This is a genomic window from Neotamlana sargassicola, assembly GCF_020523965.1.
Lineage (GTDB): Bacteria > Bacteroidota > Bacteroidia > Flavobacteriales > Flavobacteriaceae > Neotamlana > Neotamlana sargassicola.
The window spans coordinates 532,018-552,774 of sequence record NZ_JAJAPX010000001.1; the positions used below are offsets into that span (position 1 = coordinate 532,018).

The window sequence follows — 20,757 nt, forward strand, 5'->3', positions numbered from 1 at the left end:
GCAGGAGAAGTACTATTAATAATCTGTATTATAGGGCTTTTATTGTTTCTTATAACCTATGTGCTTTAACTAAAACAAATAATTTAAAACTAACTAAACTTTATGAAAAACAGATTACTTAAAAAGTTAATACTGCCTTTATTTATTTTTATAGGAAGTATTACTTATGCACAATCGGTTTCTGGAACAGTTTCAGACCATACAGGTATACCTATACCAGGTGTGAATGTTCTGGTTAAAAACACAAACAAAGGAACCGTTACTAATTTTGATGGAAAATTTGAACTACAAATTACCACAGGTAATGTTTTAATTTTTTCTTATTTAGGTTATCAAACTAAGGAAATAACTTATAATGGCGAAAAAAACTTAGAAATTGTATTAGAAGAAGATACTGCAGAGCTTGACGAAGTTGTTGTAGTTGGATACGGAACGCAAAAAAAGAGTTTATTAACTGGTGCTATTTCAAGTGTTGATACTAAAGCCATTCAAAGCGCATCAAACCAACGTGTAGAGCAAGTTTTACAAGGTCGCACCTCTGGTGTAACCGTAATGTCATCATCTGGGGCACCAGGTTCTGGAGCACAAATTAGAATTCGTGGTACAGGCTCAAGCGGTAACTCTGGCCCCTTATATATTGTAGATGGCATGAAAACTTCATCTATAGTAGATATTGCTCCTGGCGATATTGCTAACATGGAAATTTTAAAAGATGCCGCTTCTGCAGCTATTTACGGTACAGAAGGTGCAAATGGTGTTGTAATTATAACTACCAAGCGAGGGAGAACAGGCGGTATAAAAGTTGGTTTTAATACTCAACTTGGTACCCAATGGGTTAATACAAACATGGAACTAATGAATGCTTCACAGTTTGTTGAATACATGAATGAAGCAGGCATAACTTCGGTTGAAGACAATGGCTATAATACAAACTGGATTAACAAAACATTCTCAAGCGCACCAACACGACGATTTGATGTAAATGTTTCTGGAGCCACAGACACAAATAAACATTCATTTTATTTTTCTGCATCAAACTTAAAACAAGATGGTGTTGTAGCTGGAGATAATTCATCTTTTAATCGTACAACAATGCGACTTAACTTAAAGTCTCAATTAGCTGATTGGATGGAAGTGGGCGGTAACATGTCGTTATCATCTAGAGATAGATTTGGTATTGCTGAAAATAGTGATACTCGAGGTGTTATTCAAAACATGTTAATTATAGACCCGCTAACACCTGTTTTTTACAATGATGGAGAAGTTCCTCAAGATGTAATTGATAGATCTAACAACAATAATGTACCTTTAATTACAGACGGTAATGGTCGTGTATATGGTTATCCAAGTTTTTCAACAGGAGAGGTTATAAATCCTGTGGCTTACGCTAACGAATTAAACATTTCAAACTTTATTGGGTCTCAGTTTTTATCAACAGTATATTTAACCTTAAAACCTATTGAAGGTTTAGAGTTAACTACACGCTATGGTTACGAGCGTGGTAATACAGATAACCGCAATACAGTTAATCCTTATTATGTAAGTTCAGAGGCTGCGAACACTTCTTATACAGGGTCGCAAACCAGATTAAGAAACAGACGTTGGTTATGGGAAAACTTTGCCACATACACCAAATCTTTTGGAAATCATAATTTTAAAGCCTTAGTTGGTTATTCTGCTGAAGATTCAGATACCAATACTATCATTTCAAGAACATTCTCTATTCCTGTAGAAGATTTTACTGGATTCGATTTTTACGACAACTCACTACCAGGGCAAATAGAATATAATGCATTTCCTTATTTAGATAATTTAGCATCTTTTTATGGAAGATTATCTTATAACTTTAACGATAAATATCTTTTTGAAGCATCATATAGAGCAGACACATCAGATAAATTCCCTTCAGAAAATAAAACAGGTTATTTCCCTGCTTTTTCTGCTGGTTGGGTAGTATCTAACGAAGATTTCTGGAACGAAGACTCTAAAATAAGTTACTTAAAACTAAGAGGTAGCTGGGGGCAAAATGGTAGTAAGGCTAACTTGCCTGGAAATTCAGACATTACTGGTATAACACTAATTGGCGAAGGTTACTTAAATCAAGACATTGTTTACGAAGGCAACAATGGTGCCCAAATTACCGGTTACGGAAACTCTAATTTAGTTTGGGAAACATCAGAACAATTAGACCTTGGTATAGATATTAGAGCCTTTAACAACAGACTGCGTTTTTCAACAGATTATTATATAAAAACCACAAGAGACTTACTAGTTTCAGACGGAAGTTTAATAACACCAGGTTCTGCAGGTTTTAACTTTGAAGCTTTTAATGGCGGAACCATTGAAAATAGTGGGTTCGAGTTTGAAATCGGTTACTCCGATTCTAATAGCAAAGGGTTCACCTACGATATTAACTTAAACCTTTCAACACTTAAAAACGAAGTAAAAGAAATTAAGCTTGTTCCCGAAGGTACTTCATTAGTTGGTGCTAGTGCTCCACAAAATCCTGATGGTGTAACACGTTTTACAGAAGGCTTACCTGCATGGTATTTTTATGGTTACAAAACCAATGGTATAGACCCAAATACAGGAGAAGTTATTTTAGTAGACAACGATGGCAATGGCACTGTAAACAACCTAGACAAAACATTTATAGGCACACCGCATCCAGATGTGCTTTTTGGTGGCAACATTGCCTTAGGATACAAAGCCTTAGATTTTAATTTACAATTTCAAGGCACATTAGGTAACGATATTATGTCTACCTACCACCAACCATCCAGACCTATTACAAATAAGCCATTACATTTTTATACCGACAGATGGCAACAAGCGGGCGATAACGCAAGTTTACCTGGCGCTGAACATGTAATAAGTTCTTACGACACAGATTTAGTTGTAGAAGACGGCTCGTATATGCGTATAAAACAAATTCAACTTGGTTATACATTACCTCAGCACATAATTCAAAACTCTAAATTAAAAAACTTGAGGGTTTACGTATCTCTAGACGACTATTTTACATTTACAAAATATAAAGGTTTAGATCCTGAAATTGGTAACTTTTCTTTTAACTCCGTTGGTATAGATCGAGGGTTTTACCCAACCGCTGCAAGAGCTATACTAGGCTTATCACTAAACTTATTTTAAAAAGAAAAATTATGAAAAAAACAATATTAACATGTATTTCCATCTGTTTTTTAGGAATACTATCATGTAACGACGATTTTACAACAAACCCCGCTTTTGGAGTTGAAGATATAGATACGTTTTTCCAAGACGAAAGCAATGTAGAAGAAGCTTTAATTGGTATTTACGATTTAATGCAATACAATTACAGTAGAGATTGGCATAGCGCCTTTTTTGTAAAACTTTTACCAGGCGACGATGCTAACGCAGCAGGCGGAAACTCTGGCGACCAACAACAATTACAAGATATTGACGATTATACAGATGTAGTATCATCTAACGCCTCTATAACAAGTATTTGGGATTTGTTTTACAGAACCATTGCGCTTTCAAACATTGTAATTGAAAACATTCAAGACAGTGATTTAAGTAATAAAGATCGCGTAATTGCAGAAGCTAAATTTTTTAGAGCTTGGTGTTACTTTGAATTAACAACCATGTTCGGAGACATCCCTTTAAGACTTACAATTCTTGAAGATGCAGAAGATTTTGGAATTGAAAAAACGTCTCAAACCGAAATTTATGCGCAAATAGAAAGCGATTTAATTGATGCTATTTCAGATTTACAAGACAAATCTGCTACCGATTATTTTAGAGTATCCTCTGGTGCTGCAGAAGCTTTAATGGGAAAAGTATTAGTATTTCAAGAAAAGTATGATGAAGCCATACCGTACTTCGAGAGCGTAATTGCTAATCCATCACACGATTTAGAAACTAACCCCGAAGATGTTTGGAGTATAAATAATGAATTTGGCATTGAGTCTTTAGTAGAAATAGGATTTATTTCAACATCAGGAAGAGACTGGGGTAATTTAGAATGGGGAGGCCGTAACGAAAGCAACCTACACATTCAACTTATGGGGCCTCGTGGTGATGGTATTTTCGACCTTACTGGAACTAATTTAATTAACGGCTGGGGTTTTAATTTGCCAACCGAAAAATTGGCAAATGCCTTTGATACAGCCGGAGACGTAAACAGAAAAGCAGCAACATTAATGACTGAGGAAGAACTTATAGCTGCAGGTGGCTCTGTTGATGCTACAGCTGCTACTGGAGGTGAAATTTGGGATTACGAAGGTTCTATAAGAATAAAATACGCCACTAAAGACGAAGACACAAGTCCTGATGGTGTTAAAGAACTAAATTATAGCACTAATTTTAGATTATTCCGTTATGCCGAGGTATTATTATTAGCAGCCGAAGCTTATAACCAAAATGGACAAGATGCCGAGGCAAGAACAGAATTAAATAAAATTAGAAATAGAGCTGGTTTAGCAGATATTAGCGCAACCTTAGCTGGTGACGATTTATTTGATGCTATAGTAAACGAAAAATTCTTAGAATTAGCACACGAAGGACAACGTTTCTGGGATTTAGTACGTTGGGGAAGAGCCTCAACCGAATTAGCAGGAACTGGTTACACCTCTAAAAACGATTTATTTCCTATTCCAATTAACGAAATAGATAAAAATTCAAAATTAACCGAGGCCGACCAAAACCCTGGTTACTAAACTTATAAAATTCGTTTAGTTTTTAGTTTAATATTAGCAGTATGGAAGTTTTTCATACTGCTATATTATTTTATGTTTCAATGTAAAAATTAAAGTAATGCATAAAATTATCTTTCCTTTTTTATTAATATTTATTGGGTGTCAATCAAAAAAAAATAACATCACTAATGCTACATTATTTAAAAAATTAACACCACAAGAAACCAACGTTACTTTTAGTAATAATTTACATGAAACCGATTCGTTAAACTATTTTACTTACCCCTCAATTTATATGGGTGGCGGCGTCGCTGTAGGAGATATTAATAACGACGGGTTAGATGATATTTTTTTTACAGGCAACCAAGCCAACAATAAATTATACTTAAATAAAGGTAATTTACAATTTGAGGACATAACCTTAAAAGCTAAAATTTCTGGAGATAATCGTTGGTATACAGGCGTTACTATGGCCGATATTAATAACGATGGCTATTTAGATATTTATTGCGCTGTAGCAGGAAAAGATGGCGTAAAAAACAACCAACTTTTTATAAATAATAAAGACTTAACATTTACCGAAAAAGCTTCAGAATATAAAATTAACGACTCTGCCAATTCTATACAGGCTACTTTTTTTGATTACGATAATGATGGCGATTTAGATTTATATGTAGCCAATTATCCTATATCTAAAACATCGGTTCCAAACATGATTTATAAAAACCGAATGGATCATGTTACCATGCAAGAATCAGATAAATTATACAGAAACGATGGCCATACATTTACTAATGTTACCCAAGAAGCTGGTGTTAAAAACTACAGTTTCTCTTTAGGTATTTCTGCTTCAGATATTAATAACGATGGTTGGCAAGACTTATATGTATCAAACGATTATAGTATTCCAGACTTTTTATACATTAATAATCATGATGGTACATTTACCGAAGTAATAAAAGACGCCACAAACCAAACAGCCTTTTACGGAATGGGAATTGATGTAGCCGATATAAACAACGATGGTTTATTAGATATTTTTCAAGTGGATATGGATTCTAATAACAACCGCCGTCAAAAAGCAAATATGGCCAGCATGAATCCAAGGCTTTTTTACGAAACTATACTTTACGGTTTTCACTACCAGTACATGCAAAACAATTTACAATTAAACTCTGGGTATTCCGAAAATGGTATTCCTAAATTTTCTAATATTTCCAGATTATCAGGAACCTCATCAACAGATTGGAGTTGGGGACCATTAATTGCCGATTTTGATAACGATGGACTTAAAGACCTTTTTGTTACCAACGGAACAAGACGAGAGGTAAACAATAAAGATTTCTTTAAAAAAATAGGAAAGCAAGAATACGACAAGTATTCTCTGTTAGAAAAAACCAAAATGATTCCTTCTGAAAAAATAGATAACTTCATGTTTAAAAATTCAGGAAATTTAACGTTTACTAAAACAAATAAAACTTGGGGAATAGAACATAAAGGATTTTCTAACGGCGCTGCTTATGCCGATTTAGATAACGATGGCGATTTAGAGATTATAATTAATAACATTGATGAAGAAGCTTCAATTTTTGAAAACACAAGTAACCAAAACAACTACTTACAAATAAAGTTTAACGGGCAAGCTTCAAATAAATTTGGCTTAGGAAACCGTATTTATTTATACAACCAAAATACAACTCAAGTACAAGAACTAACCTTAACTCGTGGGTTTCAATCTTCGGTTTCACCCAAATTACACTTTGGTTTGGACAATGCTTCAAAAATTGACAGTTTAAAAGTTGTTTGGCATAATGGAAATATTCAAACACTTAAAAATGTAAAGACAAACCAAGAATTAACTTTAGAGTTTTCAGAAGCTAATTCTTCAGAAGTAAAAAAATCAACTTCTAATGAAAAGTTATTTTCAACTTCAAAAGACATTGTTTTTCATAAACATATTGAAAACGATGTAAACGATTTTGATAAACAAGTGCTTTTACCACATAAAATGTCAACTCTTGGTCCAGCTTTAGCCATTGCTGATGTAAATAATGATGGATTGGACGATTATTTCATTGGTGGCTCCTTTGGCTTACCTGCCAGCTTATATTTACAAAACCAAACAGGATTTGTAAAACAAAACATTCCAGATATTGAAAAAGATAAATTATCTGAAGATTTAGGAGCACTCTTTTTTGATGCCGATAATGATGGTGATTTAGATTTATACGTGGTTAGTGGTGGTTACGAATATGCCGAAAACTCAAACCTATTACAAGACAGAATATACACTAATAATTGCAAAGGCAACTTTACCAAAACCACAAATGCTTTGCCTAAATTTAACTCCAGTGGTTCTAAAGTTTTAGAGTTAGATTACAACAAAGATGGCAAAAAAGACGTATTGGTTTTAGGCAGACAAGTTCCAGGGAAATACCCTGCACCAGCGTCTAGTTACTTATTAAAAAATGTATCTGAAAACTCAATGATTAAGTTTGAAAATGAAACTGAACAAGTTGCCCCATTTTTTAAAGATTTAGGTATGGCTACAAACGCCATAATTACCGATTTTAATAACGATTCTTGGGACGATATAATTATTGTGGGCGAATGGATGCCAATTAAAATCTTTATGAATTCTGAAGGTATTTTTAAAGATGTGTCTGAAAATTATGGTTTAAATGCAAACTCCACTGGTTGGTGGTGGAGCATTAACCAAGGTGATTTTGATGGCGATGGCGATATAGATTATATTGTTGGCAACAACGGTTTAAACTATAAATACAAAGCTACTGAAGATGAAACATTCGATATTTATGCAAATGATTTTGATAACAATAAAAAGCAAGACATTGTTTTAAGCTACTACAATGACGGTGAACAATATCCGCTTAGAGGTAGACAATGCTCGTCTGAACAAATCCCAGGAATTAAACAAAAGTTTAAAAATTACGATGAATTTTCGCAAGCCAAACTTATTGATGTTTACGGAAAAAAGAACTTAGAAAACGCTTTACACTACCAAGTAAAATCGTTTGCTAGTATTTATTTGGAAAATAAAGACGGTAAATTTATTACACACGAATTACCTATTGAAGCTCAATTTTCTAGCATAAATGGCATCTTGGTTAATGATTATGATAACGATGGAAATTTAGACGCACTTATAGCTGGAAATCTTTATAATTCAGAAGTAGAAACCCCAAGAAACGATGCCAGTTTTGGTTTATTTTTAAAAGGTAATGGAAAAGGGAAATTTAAAAGCATTCCTGTTTCAGAAAGCGGATTTTATGTAAGTGGCGATGTTAAAGATTTAAAAGAAATTAGTATTAATAGCAAAAAACATATTCTTGCCGCAAAAAACAACGATTACTTACAATGTATTGAGGTTTTAAAAAATTAAAGAAAAAATAAAAACAGTTATAAAACCTACTAAAGCCATAATCGTTATCATCATGGTCCAGCTTTTAAACGTCTGCTTTTCATTTAAGCCAAGATATTTACTTACTAACCAAAAACCACTATCGTTTACATGAGAAAAAATTGAAGCTCCTGATGCAATAGCCAAAACCAACAAAGCTTTATCAATCTCAGAAACTGTTGCCGCTAATAATGGCGATACAATTCCTGCTGCGGTAATCATAGCAACCGTTGCAGACCCTTGTAATACACGAACGACCACAGCTGCTAAAAATGCAAAAAACAAAACGCTAATACCTTTATTAGCAAAATAAACAGCTAACATTTCTCCTGTTCCTGTATTTACAAGCATTTGTTTAAATACACCACCAGCACCAGTTAACAAAATAATAATTCCGGCAGCCTCCATAGATTTTGTACTAAGTTTTAGTAAAACCTCTTTTTTTGCTCCTCGTTTTATGCCTAATAAATACCAAGCAATAAGATTCGCTAATATTAAAGCTGTAAAAGGATGCCCAAGCATTTTTAACCATAACTTTAAATTACTTGAAATAGCATTATTAGAAAACAACGGACTATTTAAAACTGTATTACCAACAATTAGCACAATAGGAATACCAATAATTGCTAAAATTAAACCAACTGCTGGGTATTTCTCGTTTTCGTTTTTAATAAGATTAACCTCTGGTGCAGCAACATAAATTTTCTTTGAAATATATTTGGCAAAAATTGGCCCGCTAATTATTGCCGTTGGTATGCCCGTTACAAATCCGAATAATATTACCCATCCTAAATCAGCTTTCAAAATATCTGCAACCGCAACTGGCCCAGGAGTTGGCGGAATATACGCATGTGTAATTGCTAAACCAGCCAATAAAGGAATAGCATAAAGTAATATCGATTTTTTAGTTTTTCGTTGTAACGAATAAATTAACGGAACAAGAATAATAAACGCCACATCAAAAAAAACAGGAATAGCAATAAAAAAGCCTGTAATTACCAACGCCCATGATGCATTTTTTTCTCCAAATTTTTTCAAAAGAAAGTTGGCTAAAGCTTCTGCACCACCAGAATACTCTAAAATAGAACCAAATATAGCTCCTAACCCAACAACCATGGCTACAAAACCCAAAGTACTAGCCATGCCTTCTTGAATAGTTTTTGTAATATCTGTAGGATTCATACCTGCTACAATACCCACAACAATACTAGCTACGAGTAAAGCTATAAAGGCTTGAATTTTTAACCGTAGAATTAAAAACAATAAAATAGCAATGCCTGCAAATACAGCTAGAATGAGATTATAATCTATCATAGCTTAACTACTATTTTAAGTAAAAAGAGCCTTTTAAACCACTAAGCGCATGTTGCCCAACCCAAATATTAAAATCACCCGCTTCGGCTGCATTAACTAACTTATGATTTACAAATTTTAAATCTTCAGAAGAAATAGTAAAACTCACTTCTTTAGATTCTCCTGGTTTTAGAGAAACATGCTGAAAACGCTTTAACTCTTTAACTGGCCTTGTAATACTTCCAACTACATCTTGAGTGTATAGCTGAACAATATCTTTACTTGCTCTATTTCCAGTATTTGTCACGGTAACTTTTACAGTTAAATCTTCATTAAAATTGATAGTGTCTTTTGAAACCGACAAGTTTTTGTATTCAAATTTTGAATAACTTAAACCATAACCAAACGGAAACTGTGGTGTAAAACCAGCATCTAAATAATGAGAATCGTTACCCAACGAACTTTGCCACGCCTGAATGGGAATATCATCTATTCCAACAAACTGATCGTCGCTAGCTGGTCTTCCGGTATTTTTATGATTGTAGAAATACGGTAACTGTCCTGCTGTTTTTGGCCACGACACAGGCAATCTACCTTCAGGTTCTGCCACACCATAAATAATATCGTGTAAAGCAGGGCCACCCATAGTTCCTGGATGCCACGCCATAAGAACAGCATCAGTTTTATCTAAAATGTTAGAAACTGAAATTGGTCGTCCTGCCATAATTACTAAAACTAAAGGTTTATCTAGTTTTGATAATTCGTTAATCAATTCCTCTTGAACTCCTGGTAAATCAATATTTGCTCTACTATGTGCTTCACCAGATAAAATAGCTTCCTCACCACCAAAAAACAAAATCACATCGGCTTGTTTAGCAGCTTTACTTGCAGATTTAAATCCTTTTTTAGTTTTGTCTCTGCTGTGTGTTAATCCTTTTTCGAATATAAAACTTGAACTTTTTTCTTTAAACACATCTAATGGAGTAATGGTATATTCCTTCTCTCCATCAAAAGTCCAAGTTCCTAATTGTTCATGTGGTGCATTAGCTAAAGGACCAATAATTGCTACTTTACTGTTTGTGTTTAAAGGTAAAATAGCATTGTTATTTTTTAATAAAACAGTGCTTTTTATTGCGGCTTTTTTAGCTTCAGTTAAATGATTTTCTGCATAAAAATTACCAGTGTGATCTTTATTTCTATATGGATTTTTAAATAATCCTAATCTAAATTTTACGCGAAGTATATTTTTGACAAACTCATCTAGTTCTACTTCAGAAAATTTACCTTCAGTAATTAATTCTTTTAGATGTTTTTCATAAGATTTACTAGTCATTTCCATATCCATTCCCGCAACAGCCGATAATTCTGCAGCATGTTTATTGTTTTTGGCAAAACCATGCGCAATCATTTCTTTAGTTGAATCCCAATCGCTAACCACAAACCCATCGAAACCTAACTCTTCCCTAAGTACTTGTTTTAATAAAAATTCGTTTCCTGAAGCTGGAATACCATTAATTTCATTAAACGAGGTCATTACCGTTGCTGCCCCAGCATTTAAAGCCGCTTCAAAAGGTGGCAAATACACGTTCCTGAGTAGTGGATCACTCATGTCTACAGTATTATAATCTCTACCACCTATGCCTGCACCATAGCCTATAAAATGTTTAGCGCAAGCTGCTATTTTTGTAGAATCGCTTAAGTCTTCGCCTTGAAAGCCTTCAACATAAGCTTTACCTAAAACACTTGCTAAATACGGGTCTTCACCTGGAGATTCTGCAATTCTTCCCCAGCGACTGTCTCTGGAAATATCGAGCATGGGCGCAAATGTCCACCTTATTCCTACTGCCGAAGCTTCGTAAGCTGCAATTTCAGAAGATTTTTTTGCTACCTCAGCATCCCAACTTGCCGCCATACCCAACGGAATTGGAAAAATAGTTTTAAAACCGTGAATAACATCTCTACTAAAAATTAATGGAATACCATTTGGACTTTCTTCAACAGCTATTCTTTGAAGCTCGTCGACATAATCTAAATTCATTACGTTTAAAAAGGCTCCTATTTCTCCATTTCTTACTGCATCTTTTAATGCTGCTGGTAACATTTTTGTTCTGCTGGAAGTACCGCGTAAATTAGTTTGACCAATTTTTTCTTCTAAAGTCATTTTAGAAAGTAATTCGCTAATAAATTGGTCTTCTTTAGTATTTTTAGATGTTTTTGTTTTGTTTTCTTCACAAGTAAAAAACATAGCGAACAGCATGATACATAAGATTTTTTTCATGGTAGTATTTAGTTTAGTTATTGGTTTTAAAGAATGAAGACTTTACACCCTTTACCCCAGTAACAACTTTAAATACTGAACCAGCGAGCGGATATTGCTTTTGTTCTTCATCAGTCATATCAACCGATGCCGTGGTTATGTAAAGCACATCCAAATTTTCGCCTCCAAAGGCACAGGATGTTACATTGTGCGCAGGAACTTCTATTGTTTGTAAAACTTCGCCTGTATCTGGGTTGAATCGAATTACCGCATTACCATTCCACATACCAACCCAAAGCATATTCTCTTCATCTATGGTCATACCATCTGGAAAGCCTAATTTTAAAGGAATAGTTACAACAACCCTTTCGTTTGAAATTTCGCCCGTTTCATTATTGTAATCGTAAGCTTTTATTTCTGAAGTTGGTGTATCTATATAATACATTGTTTTTTTATCTGAAGTCCAAACTATACCATTAGAAATGGTTACGTTTTGTTTCTTTTTTAAAGATTTACCTTCAGCATTAATCATATACAAATTAGCTCTTCCTTGCTCTTGCTTAAAATGCATAGAGCCTACCCAAAACCTTCCCGAAGGATCGCATTTACCATCGTTTAACCTACTGCCAACCAGCTCTTTTTTTAAGTCAGAAAAAAGGGTGCGCTCACCTGAATTAAGGTTTAAGCGATACACCCCATCCTCTGACGCTATTAACGCTTCAATCTCATTAATAGCAACTACACTGCCTATTTTACTTTTAGTATTATATACTTTATTATTTTTAGTTTTTGGATTGTAGATATTAAACGTTTCAGATTCAATATCTATCCAATACAACTCTTGCGTTTTATAGTTCCAAAAAGCGCCTTCACCTAATTGAGCTGGTATTTTATATTCTAATTCTGCCTTAAGTTTGTTACTTACAACTATTTCTTTTTTACGTGATTTACAGCCTTGAAAAAGCAAAAAAAGCAAAACAATAATTATACTTTTACCCATAATGTGTGTACAAATATTAATTGATAGTTACTTTAAGCGCTTTGGAAATATTATTTGAAGCATTACCAACATATATTTGATACTCTCCTGTTTCAAAATCCCAATCTGATTTTGATTCGTTATAATATTTTAGCTTTGAAACATCTACAGTTATAGAAACAGATTGTTTTGCGCCTTTTTCTAAATTAACTTTAGCAAAACCTTTCAATTCTTTTAGTGGCCGTTCTATTTTAGAATTTAATTTACCAATGTAAACCTGTATAACTTCTGCGCCAGCAACATCTCCAGTATTTGTAACATCGCAAGTAATAGTTATTTTATCATTTTGATTATAAGTATTATTATCTGTAATAATATTTTCTATCTTAAATGATGTGTAAGACAACCCATAACCAAATGCATAACGTGGTGTTATATGTTTTGTATCGTGCCAACGATACCCCACTAAAATTCCTTCTTTATATTCTTGCGTGAATGATGGTTTATTGTTTTTTGAAATGTCGTTTTGAGGATCTTGAATTCCTGGGTAAGATTCGGATCCAAAAAAGTGAGCCGCATTATCTTCTATTTTTACAGGTATTGTAAACGGTAATTTACCTGATGGGTTTACATCTCCGCTAATTACATCTGCAATGGCATAACCCGCCATACTGCCCAAATACCAAGATTCTAACAAACCTTTAACCTTGTTTAACCAAGGCATTTCAATAGCATTTCCTGTAAGTAAAATAAATCCTAAATTTTTATTTACTTGAGCTATTTCGTTAATAAGTTCTTCTTGACCAAATGGCAAATTATATTGTTGCCTATCATCGCCCTCGCAATCTTGTAAATGACTTTTATTTAAACCTCCAACAAATAATACAATATCTACTTTTTTGGCGAGCTTAATGGCTTCAACCTTTAATGAGTCTTGATTTAAAGTTGGCGGGTGCACTACATCGTACTCCGAACGCCCTGTTTCATAACCCATTGTATGCAAAACGGTAGCATTTTTATAACGCGTTTTAATACCTTCTAATGGAGATATTTCGAATTTAGGTTTTAATTCTGATGAGCCTCCGCCTGCAGTCATAGATCGTGTGGCATTTTCTCCAATTACCGCAATGGTTAATCCTGTTTTATCTTTTATAGGAAAGAAATTATCTTCATTTTTAAGTAACACTATTCCTTCTGTAGCTACTTTTCGAGCTACTTCATGATGCTCTTTATTATTTGCTTTTCCTAATGGTCTATTTTTACTTAAATTAGTTCTATACCTTAATCTTAATACCCGTTTAACTTTATCGTTTAAAACCGCTTCTGACAACTCTCCACTTTTTAGTTTTTCAAGAAAAGGATCGGCTAAAAAGTATTTAGAATAATGGTTTTCTGTAGTAAAACCTAAACCATCTGTTCCCGTTCCCATTTCAATATCTAATCCATAGTTTGCAGCTTCTGTGGTACTATGTGCAGAACTCCAATCACTAATTACTACGCCATCATATTTCCAATCTCCTTTTAAAATTTGGTTAGTTAATAGCTCGTGATGTGTAGTGTATTGCCCTCGAAATTTATTATAAGCTCCCATTATAGCCCAAACATTGGCCTCTTGAACAGCTGCTTTAAATGCTGGTAGATAAATTTCGTGTAAAGCCCTATCGTTAACCTCAACATTAACAACATCACGCCAATGCTCTTGATTGTTTAAAGCATAATGTTTAACACAAGCTGCAACCCCATTTTTTTGAACACCTTTTATGTAAGGCACTACTAATGTTGAGGCTAAAAATGGATCTTCGCCTAAATATTCAAAATTTCTACCATTAAATGGTGTTCTGTAAATATTAACTCCAGGACCTAAAAGCACATCTTTTTTTCTGTACCTAGCCTCTTCGCCTAAATTAAATCCATATTCGCCAGCTAATTCTGGGTTAAAAGTTGCCGCCAAACAGGTTAATGCCGGAAATGCGGTAATTGAATCGTTAGTCCAACCTGCGTAATCCCACGAATCCCAACTTATTTCGGCTCTAACACCATGCGGACCGTCGGACATCCAAATTTCGGGTATCCCTAAACGCTCTACTCCTTTTGTACTAAATTTAGATTGGGCGTGGCATAAATCTACTTTTTCCTGCAAGGTTAAAAGCGGTAAAATACTATCTATTTTTGCTTCAATATTCTGTTTTGGTTCTTCTATTTTGTTTTTTGGCTTTGTGTTACAAGATGCCAATAAAACGATGCCACATAGTATACTACTGTACTTGAGTTTAAATTTCATAAAGAATAATTTGTTTAAGGAAATAAGCTTTCCTTTAATTCAGTTGGTTAAAGTGATATAAAACTATTCAGAATTAAAAAATATCTTTAAAACAAATACAGCGCTTAATAAAACATTTGTTGCATAAGGCATATTTAGCGAGTTGCCATAAATTATGCTATGCATAAATTAACATATATGTGCACTAAAAGTGTTGCACATTACTGAACTAACAAGATTATAGGGTATTTTTAACATGACTATTATTAACAGAAAACCAATAAAAAAACCTAGCTATTTACTAAGGTTTTCTTTTTTAGCAGATTTTATTGAAGCAACAAATTATCTGCATAGCTATTAAAAAGTAATAAAGTTTATTCTCCCAAAATATACTCTACACCAGACATGGCGTGAATTTTTGTAGTATCGAAAATAGGAACACTTAAATCGTCTTTAAAAATCATTAGAGGGAACTCTGTACATCCTAGAATTACACCTTCGGCTCCTTTATTTATTAAACCGTTAAGAATGCTTATAACATAAGCTTTAGATTCTTCTTTAATCTTACCATAAGTGAGTTCTTCTATAATTATTCGGTGTAATTCGTTAATAACACTTTCCGATTCTGGTACTAAAACATCTAAACCATTTTCCTGTAACCTTTGGCTTATAAATGTTTCTTGCATGCTATATTTAGTACCTATAAAACATACTTTTTTTATACCTTTTTTTTGAATGGCCTGCGCGGTAACATCGGCTATGTGAATCACTTTAAAATCTAACTGTTCCTGAACTTGATTGTATACTTTATGCGGTGTATTTGCACAAAACATAACAGCTTCGGCACCAGCCTTTCGTAAACTTTTAGCGCCTTGGGTTAACATATGCGCTATAGAATCCCATTTATTTTCTATTTGAAAACGATGTACCTCAGCTTGGTTAAGTGTATAAACTAGTAACGGCGGGTTGGTGTTATTACCAAAATAGTCGTTTACAGATTGGTTAATTGCACTATAATATTCTATTGTAGAATGCCATGATGTGCCACCAATTAAACCTAATGTTTTCATTTTATTTTTATATTGATTTTTTTGAGCATGTATTCCGTTTACAAATAAAGCTGCATTTATAAACAAAAGCACAGAAACATATTTTTTAAACATAAAAAGCTTATTGTATTAAAAAGTAAATCCCTCTTTTAGTTTATTTGAAAGCTGTTTTATTAAAATTTCGTGTTCAGGGTTATTTACAATATTATAATTTTCTTGAGTGTCGTTTTCATGATCAAAAAGCTCTCTCGCAATAAGTTGTTCTGGTACATTTTTATTTTTATTCCATGTGTACCATTCCACATATCTATATCTGTCCGTTCTAACGGTATAACCCATTCGTTCTTGCTTACGAGCTTCTGGAGGCCCATACCTTCCTAATAAAAACTGACTATAAGCGGCATCTTTTATTGTAACCTCAGAATCTTCTAAAACAGGTTTTAAACTTAAACCTTGAAGGTGTTCTGGTACGCTAAAACCTGCCATATCGCATAGCGTAGGGTAAACATCTACAAACTCTGTTAATGCATGACTTGTTTTTCCTTTTGATTTTACACCATTTCCGCTAATAATTAAAGGTACTCGCGTATCTATTTCGTAGTTGGTTTGCTTACCCCAACCATTATGTTCTCCTAATTTCCAACCGTGGTCGCCCCAAAGTACAACTATTGTATTTTCGGCTAAACCTAATTGATTAAGCTCATTTAACAACCTACCTATTTGAGCATCAATATAGCTAACACAAGCATAATATGCATGTATTAATTCGCGTTGTTTATCTTCATCCCAAGGGGCCTCGTTAGGTTTTGGTAAATTATTTTTAGCATCTACATAACCACGTAATTCGGCATCGCCATGAATCGAAAACTCTGGACTATCTTTTGGAGCGTATTGATTGTTTGCTAACGGAATTTTATCTCTATCATATAAATCCCAATATTTTTTTGGCGCATTAAATGGTAAATGCGGTTTATAAAACCCAACAGATAAAAAGAATGGTGTTTTACTGTTTTTTAAAGCCTTTAATTTTTTAATAGCTAGGGTTGTTTGCGCACCATCGTAATAGGCATCGTCTTCTGAAATTCCCATTTCGCTAGATCGTGTTTTAGAATAAATAAAACCGTATTTATCGAACTTTGCTTTACCATTTTTTAAACGTTTTAATTCTAGTTCTTTTTGCTCGACAATATTATCGTGATTTACATAAACGGCATCCGGATCAAAAGGAAATCCGTCTACATGCAAATACTCATTCCACGCTATTGAATCTTGAAGTGTATTATGAAACGTTTTTCCTAAACCTACGGTATAATAGCCATTGTTTTTAAAGAACTGAGGTAAAGAGACCACATTAGGTAAATTCGTTCTAAAATGTGTGCGTAAATCCCAAACTTGAGTAGAATCTGGTCTTAAGCCTGTTAGCAAACTGGTTCTAGAAGGTGTACAAACCGCTTGCTGGCAATAGGCATTATTAAAAACAACACCATTTTCTGCAAGCTTGTCTATGTTTGGCGAAATTACCAAATCGTTCCCGTAGCAACCTAATTCTGGCCGTAAATCGTCTATAGGAATAAAAAGAATGTTTGGTTTATTATTTTCCTGGGTAACTTCTGCTTTTACATTTTTTTCGCCATTACAAGCAACTAGAATTACCAGAAATTGTACTACAACACTTAGTTTAATTAATTTTAAATTCATTTATTTTTTAAATTTTAGGAACTGCAGCACGCCAACCTTCAGCTAGCTTTACCGATAATTCTTCTACTGTTTTTTTATATTCAGGATAATTGGCGACGTTAACCGTTTCGGTTGGATCTACATCATGATTATATAGTTCTCTTGCAGCGTATTTTCCTTTTTGTTTGGTTTCATTATTCCAAGTATACCATTCTATATAATGATAGGTTTTGGTTTGCATAGAATATCCCATGTATTCGTTACCATCTTTTGATACCTTAGCACGTCTTCGAAATTGTGAAAAAACAGCATCTTTCCATTCCAATTCAGGGTTTTCAAAAAGAGGCGTTAAACTTGTTCCTTGAAAATAATTAGCTTTTCCTACGTTCGAAACGTCGCAAAGTGTTGGAAAAATATCAACAAGTTCGGTAAGCGCTTCAATGCGTTTTCCTTCTTTTTGATGGGCTTGTTTTATTATTAAAGGCACATGAGTATCAATATAAAAATTAGTCATTTTTCCCCATCCGTTATGGTCGCCTAGTTTCCAACCATGATCGCCCCACAACACAATAATAGTATTTTCGTAAAGTCCGCGTTCTTTTAATCCTTCAATTAATTTCCCTACGCAAGCATCAATAAAACTTACACTTGCGAAATAGCCGCGTTTTAGGGTGTCGGCATAATCTTCTGGTAAAGGTTCATCTTCGGGCCTTCCAATTTTATGCGGATGATTATAAGCACGTAGCTCGTAATTTGAATTTGACACCATAACAGGTGCATTTTCCGGAAGTTTTGGATTTGCCGCTGGAGAAACAGAGCCTTTTGGATATAAATCCCAATACTTTTTTGGCACAACAAATGGTAAATGCGGTCTAAAATAACCTAAGCCAAGAAAAAACGGTTCGCTTTTATCCTTTATTTTATCTATGGTTTGCAATGCTAATTGGGTTTGCATGGCATCGTAATACAATGAATCGGGCGCATCGGCGCTTTCAATTGCAGGTCCACGATTCCAGCCATCACCATAAACCTTTTTTCCTTTTCGCTTTTCTAACAGTGCTTCTCTATCTCGTTTTTGAATTTCTAAAGCTTCAGGAGAGTAGTAATAGGTTTCTGCATCTCTATTCTTATAAGGCTTTGTATTGTATGGGTAAGGCTTTAAATCTGGCTCGTCCCAAGACACAGAATCGGGCATGTAATTATGAAATATTTTCCCAATATTTACCGTATAATAACCCGCTTTTTTAAAATATTGAGGCATGGTTACGGCGTTAGGGTTTATTTCTCTAAACTTATCGCCTAAATGCCAAACTCTTGTAGAATCTGGGCGATACCCTAACATTGTACTGGCTCGTGAAGGCGCACAAACGGCCGACTGGCTATGCGTATTTAGCATAACCATAGACTGTTTTGCTAAAGCATCAATATTTGGTGTTTTAATTTCGGTATTACCATAAACACCTAAATCTGGTCTTAAATCATCAATAGACAAGAAAAGGATGTTGGGTTGTTTTACCTGTAATATTTCTTTAGTATTCGATTTACCTTTTACCTTAGTACACGATTGAATGGAAAAAAAAGAACAAATAATTAGGATTAAAATTCTCATATAATTTGATATACTATATCTTTTTAAGTCAACAATTTTATTTTTATAGACATTTTTATTTTAAAATTAGTTACTTATTTTTCATACCACATATTAGTAAACAAGGTTAATCCTTGGGGGGTATTAATATTTGATCCTGCTTCGTTTGTGGAATATGTGTAACGTCTAATAACTTCTGTTGCTCCTGCATTAGCTGGAACATCTAGCTCAACACTTTTAGTTCGCTTCCACTGATTCCAAGCTTCAAGACCATTGTTAAATAATGAAATATAATGCTGGTCATTTATGTAATCTAAAGCTTCATCTGTGCTTAACGTCGATAAATCAGGAAAACTAGCAATATAATTATCTTTATCTGTTTGAGAAATTTCTCCTAAAGAACCATCAAAGTAATCAAGCGCCAATGTAACCCCTTGAATAAACCACGTATTTGCTTGAGACAAACCGCCTGAAACATATCCATTCGCCGCTGCATCTGCCAGTAAAAAATATGTTTCGGATGCCGTTGAATACCTGTCTGGAGTATCGGGTAAAATATTGTTCGCATTAATTTTAGATATTGAAGCAAACCCTGTATAACCTTGCCATTTCCCTAAGTAAACGCCATTAACATTAGGCTCGAAATATGTAGATAAACGTGGATCATTTAATTCGTTCATTAAATTTACTAGCGGTCTTCCTGCGTACCACAAATTAATGTTTCCTCCCCAATAATTTTGTATAAACCTATATTTAGGGTTTTCGTTCCCTATTTCTGTTGTGTATGACAACTTAGCTTCTTGACTATTGGTATATATCATAGGCTCACTAACTAAATCTTGCAATTGAGAGCTAACTGTTTCTGGTTTTTTATTAGCAATAAACATGAGCATTTTTAATTTTATAGAATTTGCCCAACGTATCCATGCTTGTCTATCTCCTTTAAAAACCAAATCTGAATCGGTTATGATATCTGAATCCATATCTTGCTCTAAGATGGCTAAACCCTCATCCATTAAAGACACGACTCCCTCAAGAACAACCTCTTGAGAATCAAAATTGGGGTAAGGGTAGTCTGTTGGATTTACAGATTCGGTAAATGGCACATCGCCCCAAACCTGAGTAATATTGGAGTAAATAAAACCTTCTAAAATTTTAGCTTGCGCTGTTATATATTGATTTTCAGGATTGTTGGACTCAACCAAAAGCTCTACTAAAGATAAGTTTTTTAAACAGGTAGTATACCATGTTGTCCAACCATTATTTACAGAAGGCACACCTAAAACATAACGACTTCTGCTTAACCAAGTTCCTCCGCTACCACACCATTGTTGTGCATGCATATTTAAACCCGCAAATTCAATTGACCTTACCGAAGAAAAGTTAACCAATACTTCTGGAAACAAAAGTTCTGGAGGAACAGATGTTACTGCTAAAGGATCTTCATTAATATCAACCAACTCACTATCGCAAGAGGTTAATGAAAAAATTAGAATAAAAATAAATAAGAATTCAAATTTTATATTGGAGAATATATTTTTCATAACTAACAAT

At 34.0% G+C, this 20,757-nt stretch carries 11 protein-coding genes; 3 read left to right on the forward strand and 8 right to left on the reverse strand.

The annotated features are described in order from the left end of the window. The first annotated feature begins 102 nt into the window (after positions 1 to 102). The 3 genes from LG651_RS02305 to LG651_RS02315 all read left to right on the forward strand — a co-directional run bounded on the left by LG651_RS02305 (position 103) and on the right by LG651_RS02315 (position 8,082). A complete protein-coding gene (locus LG651_RS02305; protein ID WP_226694541.1) occupies positions 103 to 3,150 on the forward strand; it encodes a SusC/RagA family TonB-linked outer membrane protein in 3,048 nt (1,015 codons plus the stop codon). Positions 3,151 to 3,161: 11 nt separating this feature from the next. Then, the gene (locus LG651_RS02310) at positions 3,162 to 4,700 is read left to right on the forward strand and encodes a RagB/SusD family nutrient uptake outer membrane protein (RefSeq protein ID WP_226541433.1); all 1,539 of its coding nucleotides are present in this window, start codon (positions 3,162 to 3,164) and stop codon (positions 4,698 to 4,700) included. 97 nt (positions 4,701 to 4,797) lie between these two features. Next, positions 4,798 to 8,082 (forward strand): VCBS repeat-containing protein, encoded by a 3,285-nt coding sequence (locus LG651_RS02315; RefSeq protein ID WP_226694542.1) that lies wholly within the window; start codon positions 4,798 to 4,800, stop codon positions 8,080 to 8,082. Here the strand turns inward: LG651_RS02315 and LG651_RS02320 are convergent. From LG651_RS02320 to LG651_RS02355, 8 genes are all read right to left on the reverse strand, one after another. Next, entirely contained in the window at positions 8,071 to 9,414 is a 1,344-nt protein-coding gene (locus LG651_RS02320) for a GntP family permease (protein ID WP_226694543.1), read from the reverse strand. The genes LG651_RS02315 and LG651_RS02320 overlap by 12 nt on opposite strands. 10 nt (positions 9,415 to 9,424) lie before the next feature. Beyond that, positions 9,425 to 11,671 (reverse strand): glycoside hydrolase family 3 N-terminal domain-containing protein, encoded by a 2,247-nt coding sequence (locus tag LG651_RS02325; protein WP_226694544.1) that lies wholly within the window; start codon positions 11,669 to 11,671, stop codon positions 9,425 to 9,427. A gap of 13 nt (positions 11,672 to 11,684) precedes the next feature. Continuing rightward, positions 11,685 to 12,650: an SMP-30/gluconolactonase/LRE family protein gene (locus tag LG651_RS02330; RefSeq protein WP_226694545.1), complete on the reverse strand. Its 966-nt coding sequence runs from the start codon at positions 12,648 to 12,650 to the stop codon at positions 11,685 to 11,687. Positions 12,651 to 12,666: 16 nt separating this feature from the next. Next, the gene (locus LG651_RS02335) at positions 12,667 to 14,910 is read right to left on the reverse strand and encodes a beta-glucosidase (RefSeq protein WP_226694546.1); all 2,244 of its coding nucleotides are present in this window, start codon (positions 14,908 to 14,910) and stop codon (positions 12,667 to 12,669) included. A gap of 353 nt (positions 14,911 to 15,263) precedes the next feature. Next, positions 15,264 to 16,052 carry an aspartate/glutamate racemase family protein gene (locus LG651_RS02340; RefSeq protein ID WP_226694547.1) on the reverse strand — a complete coding sequence of 263 codons (789 nt, stop codon included), beginning with the start codon at positions 16,050 to 16,052 and terminating at the stop codon, positions 15,264 to 15,266. A gap of 15 nt (positions 16,053 to 16,067) precedes the next feature. Next, positions 16,068 to 17,636 carry a sulfatase gene (locus tag LG651_RS02345; protein WP_226694548.1) on the reverse strand — a complete coding sequence of 523 codons (1,569 nt, stop codon included), beginning with the start codon at positions 17,634 to 17,636 and terminating at the stop codon, positions 16,068 to 16,070. Between the two features lie 7 nt (positions 17,637 to 17,643). Continuing rightward, complete coding sequence (locus LG651_RS02350) at positions 17,644 to 19,224, reverse strand: sulfatase (RefSeq protein WP_226694549.1); 1,581 nt, start codon at positions 19,222 to 19,224, stop codon at positions 17,644 to 17,646. Between the two features lie 74 nt (positions 19,225 to 19,298). Continuing rightward, positions 19,299 to 20,747, reverse strand: a complete 1,449-nt coding sequence (locus tag LG651_RS02355) for a SusD/RagB family nutrient-binding outer membrane lipoprotein (protein WP_226694550.1) — start codon at positions 20,745 to 20,747, stop codon at positions 19,299 to 19,301. Between the last annotated feature and the right edge of the window lie 10 nt (positions 20,748 to 20,757).

What these genes read in the sequence shown, in the direction of transcription:
- LG651_RS02305 (WP_226694541.1), top strand. Translation starts at nt 103, where the DNA reads ATGAAAAACAGATTACTTAAAAAGTTAATACTGCCTTTATTTATTTTT.
- LG651_RS02310 (WP_226541433.1), top strand. Translation starts at nt 3,162, where the DNA reads ATGAAAAAAACAATATTAACATGTATTTCCATCTGTTTTTTAGGAATA.
- LG651_RS02315 (WP_226694542.1), top strand. Translation starts at nt 4,798, where the DNA reads ATGCATAAAATTATCTTTCCTTTTTTATTAATATTTATTGGGTGTCAA.
- LG651_RS02320 (WP_226694543.1), bottom strand. Translation starts at nt 9,414, where the DNA reads ATGATAGATTATAATCTCATTCTAGCTGTATTTGCAGGCATTGCTATT.
- LG651_RS02325 (WP_226694544.1), bottom strand. Translation starts at nt 11,671, where the DNA reads ATGAAAAAAATCTTATGTATCATGCTGTTCGCTATGTTTTTTACTTGT.
- LG651_RS02330 (WP_226694545.1), bottom strand. Translation starts at nt 12,650, where the DNA reads ATGGGTAAAAGTATAATTATTGTTTTGCTTTTTTTGCTTTTTCAAGGC.
- LG651_RS02335 (WP_226694546.1), bottom strand. Translation starts at nt 14,910, where the DNA reads ATGAAATTTAAACTCAAGTACAGTAGTATACTATGTGGCATCGTTTTA.
- LG651_RS02340 (WP_226694547.1), bottom strand. Translation starts at nt 16,052, where the DNA reads ATGTTTAAAAAATATGTTTCTGTGCTTTTGTTTATAAATGCAGCTTTA.
- LG651_RS02345 (WP_226694548.1), bottom strand. Translation starts at nt 17,636, where the DNA reads ATGAATTTAAAATTAATTAAACTAAGTGTTGTAGTACAATTTCTGGTA.
- LG651_RS02350 (WP_226694549.1), bottom strand. Translation starts at nt 19,224, where the DNA reads ATGAGAATTTTAATCCTAATTATTTGTTCTTTTTTTTCCATTCAATCG.
- LG651_RS02355 (WP_226694550.1), bottom strand. Translation starts at nt 20,747, where the DNA reads ATGAAAAATATATTCTCCAATATAAAATTTGAATTCTTATTTATTTTT.